This window comes from Persicirhabdus sediminis (genome assembly GCF_016595495.1).
GTDB classification, from domain to species: domain Bacteria; phylum Verrucomicrobiota; class Verrucomicrobiia; order Verrucomicrobiales; family Akkermansiaceae; genus Persicirhabdus; species Persicirhabdus sediminis.
The window spans coordinates 49,492-63,149 of record NZ_JAENIM010000045.1 but is presented as its reverse complement, the minus strand read 5'-3'; the positions used below and the strand labels follow the sequence as shown (position 1 = coordinate 63,149).

The window sequence follows — 13,658 nt, the reverse complement described above, 5'->3', positions numbered from 1 at the left end:
CCCGCAATTTGAGCTGTTGGGTGTCATACTTTCCACGTTCATATGAATCACCTGTTTGATTGCTGTAAGTATGGATTTTAGAGTTAGATGGGTTTTGTGGTGGGGTGTTAACTAGACAGGCTCTTTAGTTAGTTTTCAGTATAAAAAATTGATTTATTAAAACAATTAACGATGGTTTCGAACGTTAGCTTTATCAGGACTAAAGCAGCACCATCTTTTTTCCCAAAAAATGAATCACCCAATACTACCTCTAACTTTAGGACTGGCTCTGGTAGCCAGTGTTGCGCCAGCCGCGACATTTACTGTGACCTCAGCTGCTGTTACTGAAAATTCATACAGTACGGACTACGCCAGCGGCACGATGTCAGAGGGGGGGAGCTCGGGCACATGGGCTATCACTACAGAGCAATACGATGTCTCTTCAACGGGGAATGTGGCAAGTAGTCAGTGGTATTATCAAAAATCTAAGCCTGCAGTTGGTGGATCGAGTGGTGTCTCGGCGACATTTCGTAATGATGTGGTCTCCAATGGCTATAATAAAAACAGCGAGGAGATTAAGGACTATAGTGATACCACTTTTGATCCGCTGTTAGTTTCCTTCAGCGCTACAGCTGATGCGGGTTCGCAGGTTGATCAAATCATTTTCAAATCCACTCCCTACGATAATTCGTCCACGAGTGATAATGGCAACCGCGCTCAGCAGATGTTAATGAAGTTCACGCTGACGTGGACTGGGGGCGGTGAAGCCATGATTATGGATTCTAATGCCAATCTGAGCTTGGGCGAAATGCAGAATTATTATGGAGATAGTACCAACCCGGGTTCATATAATCCTTCTGGTTTTACAGGGCCTTTCGGAGATCTGGGGGCACATCTCGGGGATGCTGGTTATGAGTCGGCAGATGGCAAAAGCATCAGTTCAGGCGCTACGATTTGGTTAGCCTGGGATGCTAATAATACGCAGGCTGACTGGAGCATCACTTTGCCATCAGGAATCACAGACATGACCGTGGAGTGGGATGATAACGCCACAGCGGGAAGATATGAAGACAACGGTGTCTTTGGCCCCGCATCAGAATTTATGGGCTTTGACGTCACCTTTATTCCTGAGCCAAGCTCAGTGATGGCGCTGTGCCTCGGGGCGATGAGCTTTATCATTCGCCGTCGCCGCTAGTCAGCTGGGAATCATCTCAGCGGAGAAAAATCGACTTTAAGCCAATGACCTTCCAGCTAGTTTGGAGGGTCATTTTTTGTGGCCCTAAAAATTTGGGCAAAAAAAGTGCCAGAGACTGCGGCAATCACGGACAAACTACCGTTGCTTCCTTTCGGACCTGGCGGGGTTCGCTTGCCGAGAACTCCACAGCTCTGACGCGGCTTTCTATAAGGGGTTTTCTGAGAAATGCAAATGCTTTCTTAAGCGATATGCAATTGTCGATGGCATTAAGGCGTCCAGCTAGCTAGCTGGATGGGCCATTAATCTAAAATTTTACGCATTGGGATGAGTTGTGAGTACTCAAATCCTTGATTTTGGAAAAAGTTTTGTGAATCAGCGCTCATCTTATCAGTAAGCAGGGTGATGCGCTTGAATTGTTTTTGATTGGCGTAATCGAGCACGTAGTCGATGAGTTTGGCGCCGTATCCTTGGCCGCGGTGGTCTGGGTGGATGATAAAATCTTCCATCAGGATCACTGGTCCACCAAGAGCGGTAGAGATGGTGAAGAGAAGGTTAACCATGCCAAAGATGTAATCGTCTGTTCGCACCACAAAGATACGCCCGCGTTGCGGTTGCTCGAGAATCATCTGTAGGCCACGCGCTTGCGCTTCGTGGTCGGGGCGAAAGTCGTGCTGCAGGTGAAATAAGTCCATAGTAAGCTCAGTGAGCATAGGCAGGTCCTCAAGAGTGGCTGGCTGGATACGAGCGATACTTTCTTCTGCAGTTTGATTCATAAATATAAGATTCGAGCTATTCGACGGGCACATCAATAGCTTAAAAACTCGTGCTTGGGGGAACTTTTTTCAAAAAAAATTCAATTCTAGGCGAATGCTGCATTGACAAGTAGATAAATATCACTAGTTTGCCCGCCCAACCCGTCTCCAGCTGGAGACCGAAACCTTTAACGAGAAGGATTTTTCACCATGAAGAGAACTTATCAACCATCAAAGCGCACTCGCAAGCGTCAACACGGATTTCGCGCTCGCATGAGCACTAAAGCTGGCCGCGACATTCTCCGTCGTCGTCGTCAAAAAGGCCGCAAGCGTCTCTTGCCTAAGGGTGCTGAGATCCACTACAAGCGTCACATTAAACAGCACACAACTGCTGCTTAATTTGCCCGCTTTGGTGTAAACAGGCACGCTAGTCGTGCCCCTCTTAGCCAATGCGCCTACCGAGAAAGTACAGCATGACGAGCTTCGCGGAATTTTCCCGCGTTCGTCAGCATGGACAGTCTCGCGCTGGTCGCACCATAGTGCTAGCTACTTTATCTGATCCCGAGCTCGAGAATCTCAAGCTCGGGATCATTGTTACCCGCAAAGTAGCTAAACGTGCCGTGGTGCGCAATCGTCTGCGCCGCCGAGTGCACGCGATTGTGCGCAAGCACTTTCCCGCCGATGACCTCCGCTATCTTGTGGTGGTCATGCGTTGGGGTGCCGTCGAGGCTAGCTTTGCCCAGCTGGAAGCCGATGTGCTCAAGCAGGCGAGGCGACTCAAACTTCAGCTCGGCGCATGAAACTTCTCAGCCAGTTTATTCGTCTGGGTATTCGATTTTACCAGAAGTTTCTTAATCCCATCCTCAAGCTCATTGGTGGCCCGTATGCAGGATGTCGGTATCACCCTACTTGTTCCAACTATTTTCTCCAGGCCGTTGATATTCACGGGCCGATTTATGGCAGCTGGCTGGGGATAAAACGGATTTTTCGCTGTCATCCGTGGGGCGGATGTGGCAATGACCCTGTACCACCTCGTAAAGGTGAGCCTAATTAATCAGGCTCGAACACATTTTACTCTAGATAAGACAATTAATTATGGATCGTAAATCATGGATTATTCTGGCGCTGTGCGGAATGCTGTTGGTATGGAATTACCAAGACCAAGCTAGAAAAGCTCAGGAAGCAGCTAAGCAACAGCAAGAGCAGCTGGACAAAGCACCGCAATCTCCAGCTGGCGAAGCCGCTGAAAAAGAGCAAGTCGCAGAGCTAGAGGTGAAACCACCTCAGCCAGCTGAAGAGGAAGAAATCATCGAGCTCACTGCCCTTGATGTACAGACCGGTGAAAAGACCACCGTATTTACCTTCACTAGCCGCGGTGGTGGTGTGAAGACTGCTGAGTTTCTTCTGCAAAAAGAGATCGATAAAAGCTCTACTCGCAACGTATTTCTCAACCGCTTTGGTGCCTACCCAGTAGGTGCCATTGGACGTGGAGCTGATGATTTCCTCGGCCTCACCTACGCACTCAGCCAGCCAGCTGAAAACAAAGTAGTCGCCAGGGCCAAAACAGCAGCTGGACTTGAAATCAGCAAAACTTGGACACTCAACGAGACCGACGAACCGGGCCAGCCGTACCGCCTCAACCTCGAAGTCGCGCTGACCAACCAGACTGCTGAAGAAGTAAACCTCGGTCACTACTCCGTATTTGCAGGAGCCGCCGGCGCCCTGTACCAGCGCGAGTGGGACAACCAGACTGGTTTCTTCTACAACGGTAATGATTCCTTTGAATATACCCACGTCAACCGCTTCAAAGGTGGCCTATTTAATAGCGGCCTCTACACCAAACCAACATCGCTGATCCAAGAGTCTAGCGAGTCCATGGTTTACGCAGGTGTGACCAACCAGTACTTCTCCACCGTGCTCACCCCAGCTGAGCGCTACAAGTCCACCATCTGGGCTAAAGAATCACCATTCACCCTCATCGAGGGCGAGAAAGAAAAGAAAGCCGCTCGCCTTGGCATGAGCCTGCCTGAGCGCAAAATCGGCGTCGGCGAGACCCAGTCAGTTGCCTTCGACGTCTACATGGGACCTAAAGAATACCAGGTGCTCAAGCAGATGGACAACGACATGAGCAAGATCATGCACTACGGATGGTTTGGTGTTATCAGCCGCATCCTCAGCAATGGTCTTAACTGGCTCAACGGCCTATTCTCCGGCCTCGGATCAGGATGGTCATGGGGGCTGGCAGTTATCTGCCTGACGATTTGTATTCGTACCGTGATCTGGCCGCTGCACAGCAAATCCACGCGCACCATGAAGCGCATGAGCAAGCTGCAGCCAATCATGAAAGACCTTCGTGAAAAGTATTCAGACAATCCAAACAAACTGAACCAAGAAACCATGAAGTTGTACCGCGAGTACAACATCAACCCAATGGGTGGTTGCTTGCCAATGTTCATCCAGATCCCCATCTTCTTTGGTTACTACAAAATGCTGCAGTTTGCCGTCGAGCTACGCGGCAATTCATTCCTCTGGGTGGATGACCTTTCCCAGCCAGATACCATCTACCGCTTCGCGGAAACATTGCCACTCATCGGTGGCCTGCCGCTCAACCTGCTACCAATCCTCATGGCGGTAACTATGGTGCTGCAGATGCGCCTCACACCTACCACTGGCGACAAGATGCAACAGCGCATGATGATGTTCATGCCATTCATGTTCTTCTTCTTCTGTTACAACTTCGCTGCCGCTCTCGCACTCTACTGGACGACGCAAAACATCTTCTCCATCGGTCAAACATGGTTGATGAACAAACTGCCTGAACCAGAACTCAGCAAAAAAGCCAAACCTGCTAAAGCTGGCGGGAAAAAAACATTCATGGAGCGCATGGCCGCTAAAGTAGAAGAAGCGCAAAAACTCCAAGAACAAGCGAAAAAAGCCCAGTCAAAAGCCTCGACTCAAACCAGCTCCACTGACAAAGCCAGCAAGAAAAAGCGCGGACCAAAAACCGGCGGCTAAGCAGTAGAAGAGTGAAGATTAAAGAGAGAAGAGTGAAAGCCCATCCATGCAGCTAGCTGGTAGGTTTCATCTAGCTGGAAATTCACCCCTCTCTCCTCCCCATTCACTCTTTCCCGAAGGGAAAGTAGCCCGTAGGGCTAAGCAGAATTTAGCCGCGGGTAAGGGAGCTTGCGACCGCACCCGTGGATACTCGCCAAACCAAAGCAATTTGCCGAAGGTAAAATGGAACCGGCGACAAGTACGGCCTGCTGCTGAAGGTACGCTGCGCTGAAGGTACGCTGCGCTGAAGGTACGCTGCGCTGAAGGTACGCTGCGCTGAAGGTACGCTGCGCTGAAGGTTCGCTACGCTGAAGGTACGCTGCGCTGAAGGTACGCTGCGCTGAAGGTACGCTGCGCTGAAGGTTCACTACGCTGAAGGTTCGCTACGCTGAAGGTACGCTGCGCTGAAGGTACGCTGCGCTGAAGGTACGCTGCGCTGAAGGTACGCTGCGCTGAAGGTACGCTGCGCTGAAGGTACGCTGCGCTGAAGGTACGCTGCGCTGAAGGTACGCTGCGCTGAAGGTACGCTGCGCTGAAGGTACGCTGCGCTGAAGGTACGCTGCGCTGAAGGTACGCTGCGCTGAGAGTACGCTGCGCTGAAGGTTCGCTGCGCTGAGAGTACGCTGCGCTGAAGGTATGGCCTGCGGCCTAAGGTGCTCCAGATGGCGCTGGGTGAAGGTTCGCCATCTTTCCGGTAAACGCCAAAGGCGTGAAATAGCCTAGCCTTGGGTAAGGCAGCCCCAAAGGGGCAACGCAACCCAAGGTAAATGCCAGCCAGAAGAAAAGCTCTGAAAGAGCGATACAGCTCCCAGCGCAGCAGAAGAGTGAAAGCCCATAAATCCAGCTAGCTGGTAGATTTCATCTAGCTGGAACTCACACCTCGCTCCTCACCATTCGCACTTCCATCCCGCTGGGAGTAAAACCAATTTCTAAAAGCACCTCGCCATCACCGGTAAGGTGCTTTTTTGTGCCCTCAGCTGGAAAATTCGGAAATTAGAATTCAGTTTTCAGTTTTCAGTTTTCAGTTTTCAGTTTTCAGTTTTCAGTTTTCAGTTTTCAGTTTTCAGTTTTCAGTTTTCAGTTTTCAGTTTTCAGTTTTCAGTTTTCAGTTTTCAGTTTTCCACGGTTCCCTGATAGATGTCGCGCAGCACAAAAGTTTCATCAGTCAGGAACTCACTCTTCAGCCTTCTCCCATCACTCTTCAATCCCGCAGGGGTTTCTGGCTCTATCATCTATTTTGTTGACTGATTAGAAATTTCTATCAATCCTTAGTCAGTTTGCATTAACTTCTATCGAGTGACTTTCCGTAGGCTGGAATATAATCAAACTAGATTTCAGCTAGGCTAGCAAAGTCCATGATAGTAGCCTCGGCTAATCTCGCCAAAGGCAGGTTAAATCACTCTACCATTATTAGGACCTAATACTGATCTGCAAAAAATGTTCACGTCCAAATAGCCCTAAGAAACGTATTAAGTTTCAATCTAGTTCATTATTAAATTACCCAAACTATGAAAAGACAAAGAGCACTCTTAGCCGCCCTATCCAGCCTCGCTTTGGGGGCAATCCCACTTGCGGCAGACGAAAGCAAGCCAGTCATCGTCAATGAAAAGAATTATCCGTTGATTGAAACCCATAGGCAAATGGGCATCACTCAAAAGAATGCCGGTGGCGTAAACAAATTCGAACACAAGCGCGCGGTGCCTCCCACCGACAATCAACCCGTGATTCGGATGAACCGCGACACACTTTATTCCATGGCGATTGTGGATGCATCCAAGGGCGCCACCATTACGCTCCCTGACACTGGGGGGAGGTATATCTCGCTGATGTATCTGGACGAGAACCATCGAGTTTACGATATGGTTTATGAGCCAAAAGAATACGAGATTCCGGCACATACTCCTCACATGTATGCGTTGGTGCGTATTGGCATCAAATCAGGTGATGAAAAAGACCTTGCTGAGATTCACAAGATCCAGGATCAAATCAAACTCGAAGCCAAGAGTTCAACCCCCTTCGAGCCGATTTCTTTCGACAAGGAGTCATACGATCAGACCCACCACGGCATCCTCAAGAAGTTTGCCGAATCCGGATTGCTGGATACTGAGAAAATGTTCGGTACCGAGGATTATGTAGATCCAGACCGCTACCTCATGGGCACAGCCATTGGTTGGGGGGGCGCCACTTGGAAGGACAATATCTACCAATTCTCGAAGTTCTTTGAAGGGTTTGAGGGACGATCAACAACCTTCCAAGACCCTAAAAACACAGGAGGATTCTGGTCCGTCACAGTCTACGACAAAGATGGATTTATGTTCGACGATGTAGCGAATATCAACTCTGAGACCGCCATCAAGAATGACGACGGAAGCTATACCGTTCATTTCGGCTGTGAAGGGAAAGTGAACAACATTCCGATCAAAAACAAAACTGGCAGCTGGAACGCTGCGATGCGCCACTATACCCCGTCGCAAGCAGTGATTGACGGGAAGATCGTTCCCATGGAGACCATCGAATTGGTTAAATAGGGGCAAGTGTTATCTAGCTAGAAATTAACACTTCTCTCTACCCCGGTCACTCTTCCCTGAAGGGGAGGGTGACTAGCTTTCTAACTATTTCATTAGATAGTTGGAAATCCCTATCAATTTAATCAAAGCTCGCCCTCCAGTTGTGGCTGAGTGGTTAACTGTTGTGGAGCTAGTAGTAATTAGTAAAAATGGTTGGAAAAGTTCAACCATTCAGGCGATAAGTTGTTATAATCATTGTTCTATGATTCAGTTTCAACACGTAGTAGAATAAGAAAATGATTAGAAAATACACAGCGCAAGATGCCGAAGCTGTTTTAGATATTTGGCTCACCGCCTCAATCAAAGCCCATGACTTTGTTGCACCAGAGTTCTGGGAGTCGCAAATATCCGCGATGCGAGACATCTATCTACCCGCCTCTAAAAGCTTCGTATTTGAGGATGATTCTCAGGTCGTTGGTTTTTATTCATTAAACGAAAACTTACTGGCTGCAATTTTTGTATCTCCAGAGTGCCAAGGAAAAGGAATTGGAAAACAGCTAATGGCCCATGCAAAGCAGCAATGCTCAGATCTAACTTTGAACGTCTATAAAGACAATGAGGCAACGTATAAATTCTATCTTGCGCAAGGGTTTAAGGTCGATAACGAACACGTTTGTGAGCATACAGGCTGTGCTGAGTACGCGATGAGTATGAAGGCGTAATACGGTGTTTACAAAAGACCCATAACTCAATTGATGTGCACGATGATCATCATCAGTCTGATGATACGGACCGTAGCTGTTTGGTGGTAGATGAGGCTTCTGGTGTCCTTTCAGGACACGGTTGTTTTGGTTAGCTGACCCGGGGCTGAAGCCCCGGGCTTTGTTCTTATGCACCTTCGGCGCGGCCTCATGATAGGCCGCTCTGTCTAGCTAGCGGTTAGCGGGTGGTTCCATTTTCCCTGCGGGCTGGAATAGAGAGTGGTGAGGAGAGAATGGTGAATGCCAGCTAGCGTGTGGCTCTAGCTAGCGGGTGGTTCCATTTTCCCTGCGGGCTAGCCAGCCAATTGGAGGTCGGAAGAATTGAAACCGAGTGGCTGTAATTTGGGCTGGCTGGGAGCCTTGCTGTCGGTTGATGGGTGGCCGCCACGATGTGGCTTTTCCTTTTTCTGTATCTCATTCCCTAGGCGATGCCTAGGGCTGCGAACGACCGCCACTCCGTGGCTACGATACATGAGCGATGCTAGAAGGTGGTTCTAGCTAGCGTGTGGTTCCATTTTCCCTGCGGGCTGGAATAGAGAGTGGTGAGGAGAGAATGGTGAATTCCAGCTAGCGGGTGGGTCCATTTCCCTGCGGGAAATCCTTCTGTGGGGTTGGCTATCCACGGGTGGCGCTCGCTGGGCTCGCTGACCCGCGGCTAAAGTCCCTCAGCCCTGCGGGCTGGAATAGAGAGTGGTGAGGAGAGAATGGTGAATGCCAGCTAGCGGGGATTTCTATGTAATGATAAGACAGTCTATTTAGGCGTGGTAGTGCAAACAGGTTTCAATGCAAAGGTCTGAAAACTGAAAACTGAAAACTGAAAACTAGAAACTAGAAACTAGAAACTAGAAACTATCTTTTCCCCTAATGATGAATGATGGCCTTACGCGGTTCATTGTATTCTACGAGTTCGAGGTACTTGTCATAGAATTTGTCTTGTTTGACATCAATGAGGAGGGGGCCAAATTTGTCGGCCAGTGTGGATGGTACGGATTTGCTGGCGATGATGTTGTTATTTTTATCGGTGAGCAGGATGGCGTAGCCGATGTATTTGGAGCCAAAGGTGGCGTAGCCACGGTCGTCGTATTGCACGGTGATTGGCTTCACTGAGATCTCTTTGTTGCTGCGCGCCTGGATGGGTTTGATCTCGTCTTTTTGTACTTTGAGAACGTGATAGAGGCTTTTGTTATTCACTGGGCGACCGAGCAGGACAACGTGGCTTTTCAGCTGGCTAGTTGTTAGCTGAGTGTCGGTATTTTGGTAGTTGATGGTGGGGGCGATGTAGAATTTGCGGTCGTCAAAGTCGCCGAGGTTGTCGCCACGGTTCTTTTTGCCGGAGGCAAAGGTGATGCTGATAGATGTGGATCCACCGCCGCCATTTTCCTTCCATTTCTTGACTTCTTTTTGGCTATCTTCGTGTAAGTCGGTGAGTTTGTATTTGCCTGTTTTGCCGTTGAATTTGAAATATACGGTGCCGTGCTCGAGCTTGACTAGGGTGACGTGCACGGATTTACCTTCTTTGTTTTTGAGCTGGATAGAATCTGAGGCAAATGCCGAGAGGCATAAGGTGAAAAAGAGACTGCCAGCTAGGGGGATGAGATTAGCTTTCATATTATTGTTTTGTGAACCCTTGCTCGAAGGGCGTGTTTGTTTTGCGTCAGATTACGTGAGTAAACAAACGTAGGCAAGCTAGATTTCGGTTGGAGTTTTGCTAGAGTGTTAGTAATTTGGCTTATGTGATTATACAGATCTGCTAGGTAGAGGTTTTGTAGCTAAAAAAAACACCGCGCCAGCTAGTGGCGAGGTGTTTTTGGGAAAATGATTTCCTTCCCTAACGGTAGGCGGTACTGCTTGAAAGTTAGATGGCTTTCAGCTGGCTGATAGCAGCGGCCATGTCGGGGGCGCGGAAAGTGGATGAGCCAGCTACGAGCACGTTAGCCCCTGCTTCGATGGCGATAGGTGCGGTTTTTGCGTCGATGCCACCGTCGACTTGGATGTGGAAGTTGAGTCCACGCTGGTCGCGGATTTTGGCGGCTTCGGTGACCTTAGGCATGGTTTCTGGCATGAATGATTGGCCGCCAAAGCCTGGCACGACGGTCATCACGAGCAGCATGTCGATTTTATCAAAATAGGGCTCGGCTGCTGATAGAGGGGTGGCTGGGTTAATGACTACGCCAGCTTTGAGACCCGCTGCGTGGATGCGGTCGAGGGTTTCGTTGACGTCGTGGTCGGCCTCTACGTGCACGGTGATCATGTCTGCGCCAGCTTTGATGTAGTCGTCGAGGTAGACGTCTGGGCGTGAGATCATCAGGTGAACGTCGAGGAAAACGTCATCGGTTTGGTTGACTGCATCGATGGTTGACGGGCCAAATGAAATGTTAGGCACAAAGTGGCCGTCCATCACATCGAGGTGCATCCAGTCAGCTCCGCTAGCTACGGCGCGTTTGGTTTCTTCACCGACGCGGGCGAAGTCGGCGGCGAGAAGTGACGGGGCGATGAGACGGTCTGCTGGTGTCCAAGTGTTCATGGCTGTGTTTTTAACGAAGATAGCTGGAACTGGCGATGCCAATTTTTGACATTTGCTTTGTACGGGAAATGCACATTCAATAGGCGCATGAGTGAGAGCGAACACGACCAGCCAGCTGGCCTAGAGCTATTTGATGACGAGTACTTCATGCAGCAGGCGCTGCGCGAGGCGCGCAAAGCGTACAAAGCAGAAGAGGTGCCGATTGGTGCGGTGGTGGTCAAAGATCAACGCATCATTGCGCGGGCGTGGAACCAGGTAGAGACACTCAAAGATGCTACTGCTCATGCTGAAATGCTCGCTCTAACAGCTGCGCAAAATGCCACTGGCGACTGGCGGCTGGAAGGGTGCACGGTCTATGTGACCAAAGAACCGTGTCCGATGTGTGCGGGTGCGCTGGTGCATTGTCGGCCAGATCGTGTGGTCTTTGGTTTGCCTGATCCAGCTGGTGGCGCCGCTGGTGGTTGGATCAACTTGCTAGATTCTAACCCACCGCTGAACCATCGCTGTGAAACTGCCCACGGAATCTGTGAAGATGAATGCCGAGTGATCCTGCAGACGTTTTTCCGCGAAGCCAGAGCGCGTAAAAAACAACAAAAGCTGGAAGCGAGAATCCGCGCTGAGATGGAAAAAGAGGCGGCTGAAGAAGCCGCCAAGGGCGAGGAATAGCTTGTCTCTAGCTGGGCTTGTTAGCTAGTGGTGAAATATTTCTAGCTAGCTGAAAAAAAATGACCTGATGGAGCGGGCTCCACCAGGTCATTTTTAGATATTTATGTGAGTTGTGCTTAGTCCATTCTGAGTTTTTTCCAGAACTTCATGACGAGGCCAAATGAGACTACACTGATGAGTGTGTAGCAGCTAGCCGGCGCAACGTTGCCAAAGATCCACTCGCCTGTAGCAAACAGCGCGGTGTAGACACCAGCTGAGGAGAACAGAGTACAGAGGATGCCGTATGGGATGTCATCCCAGCCAGCTGAGTTAGGATCGAGCTCAAGGCCTTTATCTTCAGCTTTCTGACGGATTGTTTTCCAGCCAGCTCCACCAGGTTGTACTTTTTGGTAGAATGAGAGAAGTGTTTTTTCTTCGGTCGGCTTAGTTAGGATAGTGACGATGATCCAGATCGCTGTAGTTAATAGCGCTGCGACTAACATGATGGACCAATCGTGGTCTTTCATGAATTGAGCGCCCACGAATCTCTCCATGTAGAAGGTAGTGAAACCTGAGATCACTAGCGCAGAAACCATCGCTGTGATTTCTGAAATCGCACTCACGCGCCACCAGAACCAGCGCAGAATGTATACTGGGCCAGTGCCCGCACCAATCAGAAGCATCAGCTTAAATGCTTGGCTTGCATCCGTTAGGATGAGACCTAAACCTGAACCCATGCAAATCATGAGCACGGTAACGAGGCGGCCAGTCATCACTAAGTGCTTCTCAGAAGAATCCTTGTGGATGAAGCGTGCGTAGAAATCATTGACCAAATAGGAGGCGCCAAGGTTGACCTGTGTAGACATGGTAGACATGAATGCCGCAATCAATGAGGCGGATACCAGACCGAGCAGACCCGTTGGCAGCAGCTTGATCATGGTTGGGTAACCAAGGTCTTGCCCTAACTTGTCGACTGAAATGTCGTTAGCCAGATACATGTGAACCAACGATTCTTTAGCTAGCGGAGTGCAGCTGCCGTCCAAGTTGATGGTAGATTCTACTTGGCAGAGGTAAGCAAGAGCCTTGATTTCGATAGAGTCTGGGTTCGAGCTAACAATGTCGTGCAGTCTTTGAGCATTCGCAATTTTCTCTTCATTGCCACCAGCTTTAAGTTTTTCAAGGTCTGCAGTGAGAGTCTCAACCATCTTTGCGTGTGAGGCTGGATTGAGCTCAGCTTCAATTTTAGCAACGGTCTTTTCGTGTGGGCGCAGGTGCCCTTTGGTATAGTCCTGATCAATCTTAAGCGGAACAAGAATGATAGATGCTAGAGCGATGAGAATCCATGGCCACGGGCGCAGAGCGTAGTGAGCGATGTTGAAGAAGAGAGTGGCACCAATCGCATTTTTCTCGTCTTTGGCGGAGAGCATACGCTGGACGATGTAACCACCACCACCTGGCTCAGCACCTGGGTAGTAGGTCGCCCACCAAGTCACGGCAACAGGAATTAAGATGATAGGGATCCAGCTGCTAGGATCTGTGAAATCAGGGAAGATGTTGGATTTTGGCAATACCTCGGAGTGATTGAGTAGCGTGCTGATACTACCCACTGCATCTAGGCTGATGATGTAGTAGGCGGCCCAGAATGAACCAATCATGGCGAGGATGAACTGTACAAAGTCAGTCCAAATAACGCCTTTGAGGCCACCGAGTGATGAGTAACCAAGCGTTACCAGACCAGCAGCTAAGAGCATTTGCCAGCCGGGGATACTAAGTACAGTCTCACCAAACTTTACTACAGCCAAACTAACCGCACCCATAATGAGCACGTTAAAGACGAGGCCGAGGTAGAGTGAGCGGAAGCCACGTAAAAACGCAGCTGCCTTGCCGCTGAAGCGCAGCTCGTAGAACTCAACATCAGTGAGTACTTCCGAGCGACGCCAGAGCTTGGCAAACACAAACACTGTAAGCATGCCCGATAACAGGAAGCCCCACCAGCACCAGTTTCCTGATACGCCATCTGAGCGTACAAGACCAGCTACTAGGTTAGGTGTATCTGTTGAGAAGGTGGTCGCCACCATCGATACGCCGAGCAACCACCAAGGCATGCTTCGGCCTCCGAGGAAGAATTCTTTAGAGCTTTTTCCGGCTGAGCGAGAAGCCCAGACGCCGATTCCTAATGAGACGATGAAGAATCCAGCAATGATTCCCCAGTCTAGTATTCCTAGAGGCATGTTAGTGTTT

13 protein-coding genes and 1 other RNA gene are annotated in these 13,658 nt (G+C 49.7%); 8 read left to right on the top strand and 6 right to left on the bottom strand.

The genetic code is table 11. The features are described 5' to 3' along the window. The first annotated feature begins 229 nt into the window (after positions 1-229). The gene (locus JIN82_RS14690) at positions 230-1,174 is read left to right on the top strand and encodes a PEP-CTERM sorting domain-containing protein (RefSeq protein ID WP_200312421.1); all 945 of its coding nucleotides are present in this window, start codon (positions 230-232) and stop codon (positions 1,172-1,174) included. A 103-nt stretch (positions 1,175-1,277) separates the two neighbouring features. Here the strand turns inward: JIN82_RS14690 and ffs are convergent. Further along, an RNA gene (gene ffs, locus JIN82_RS14685) (signal recognition particle sRNA small type) lies at positions 1,278-1,371 on the bottom strand. 102 nt (positions 1,372-1,473) lie between these two features. Beyond that, the gene (locus tag JIN82_RS14680) at positions 1,474-1,947 is read right to left on the bottom strand and encodes a GNAT family N-acetyltransferase (RefSeq protein ID WP_200312420.1); all 474 of its coding nucleotides are present in this window, start codon (positions 1,945-1,947) and stop codon (positions 1,474-1,476) included. A gap of 189 nt (positions 1,948-2,136) precedes the next feature. Between JIN82_RS14680 and rpmH the strand changes: the two genes are divergently transcribed. The 4 genes from rpmH to yidC are packed head-to-tail and all read left to right on the top strand — an operon-like array spanning position 2,137 to position 4,941. Beyond that, a complete protein-coding gene (gene rpmH, locus JIN82_RS14675) occupies positions 2,137-2,325 on the top strand; it encodes a 50S ribosomal protein L34 (RefSeq protein WP_200312419.1) in 189 nt (62 codons plus the stop codon). A 50-nt stretch (positions 2,326-2,375) separates the two neighbouring features. Next, a complete protein-coding gene (gene rnpA / locus JIN82_RS14670; protein ID WP_234042069.1) occupies positions 2,376-2,726 on the top strand; it encodes a ribonuclease P protein component in 351 nt (116 codons plus the stop codon). Beyond that, the gene (gene yidD, locus JIN82_RS14665) at positions 2,723-2,980 is read left to right on the top strand and encodes a membrane protein insertion efficiency factor YidD (protein WP_200312417.1); all 258 of its coding nucleotides are present in this window, start codon (positions 2,723-2,725) and stop codon (positions 2,978-2,980) included. The genes rnpA and yidD overlap by 4 nt, the downstream gene beginning before the upstream one ends. A gap of 41 nt (positions 2,981-3,021) precedes the next feature. Continuing rightward, positions 3,022-4,941, top strand: a complete 1,920-nt coding sequence (gene yidC / locus JIN82_RS14660) for a membrane protein insertase YidC (protein WP_200312416.1) — start codon at positions 3,022-3,024, stop codon at positions 4,939-4,941. Between the two features lie 406 nt (positions 4,942-5,347). Here the strand turns inward: yidC and JIN82_RS14655 are convergent, their stop codons facing one another. Next, positions 5,348-5,737, bottom strand: coding sequence for a hypothetical protein (locus tag JIN82_RS14655; RefSeq protein WP_200312415.1), 390 nt, complete (start codon positions 5,735-5,737; stop codon positions 5,348-5,350). 751 nt (positions 5,738-6,488) lie between these two features. Between JIN82_RS14655 and JIN82_RS14650 the strand changes: the two genes are divergently transcribed. Both JIN82_RS14650 and JIN82_RS14645 read left to right on the top strand, forming a co-directional pair. Then, a complete protein-coding gene (locus JIN82_RS14650; RefSeq protein ID WP_200312414.1) occupies positions 6,489-7,508 on the top strand; it encodes a DUF1254 domain-containing protein in 1,020 nt (339 codons plus the stop codon). 275 nt (positions 7,509-7,783) lie between these two features. Then, a complete protein-coding gene (locus JIN82_RS14645; protein ID WP_200312413.1) occupies positions 7,784-8,209 on the top strand; it encodes an N-acetyltransferase in 426 nt (141 codons plus the stop codon). A gap of 900 nt (positions 8,210-9,109) precedes the next feature. Here JIN82_RS14645 and JIN82_RS14640 read toward each other — a convergent pair. Together JIN82_RS14640 and rpe are read right to left on the bottom strand one after the other, a co-directional pair. Further along, positions 9,110-9,856: a hypothetical protein gene (locus JIN82_RS14640; protein ID WP_200312412.1), complete on the bottom strand. Its 747-nt coding sequence runs from the start codon at positions 9,854-9,856 to the stop codon at positions 9,110-9,112. Positions 9,857-10,103: 247 nt separating this feature from the next. Beyond that, positions 10,104-10,772: a ribulose-phosphate 3-epimerase gene (gene rpe, locus JIN82_RS14635; RefSeq protein WP_200312411.1), complete on the bottom strand. Its 669-nt coding sequence runs from the start codon at positions 10,770-10,772 to the stop codon at positions 10,104-10,106. Between the two features lie 87 nt (positions 10,773-10,859). Between rpe and tadA the strand changes: the two genes are divergently transcribed. Continuing rightward, positions 10,860-11,438, top strand: coding sequence for a tRNA adenosine(34) deaminase TadA (gene tadA / locus JIN82_RS14630; protein WP_234042068.1), 579 nt, complete (start codon positions 10,860-10,862; stop codon positions 11,436-11,438). A gap of 116 nt (positions 11,439-11,554) precedes the next feature. Here tadA and JIN82_RS14625 read toward each other — a convergent pair whose 3' ends face one another. After that, a complete protein-coding gene (locus JIN82_RS14625; protein WP_200312410.1) occupies positions 11,555-13,648 on the bottom strand; it encodes a sodium:solute symporter family protein in 2,094 nt (697 codons plus the stop codon). Positions 13,649-13,658 lie beyond the last annotated feature (10 nt).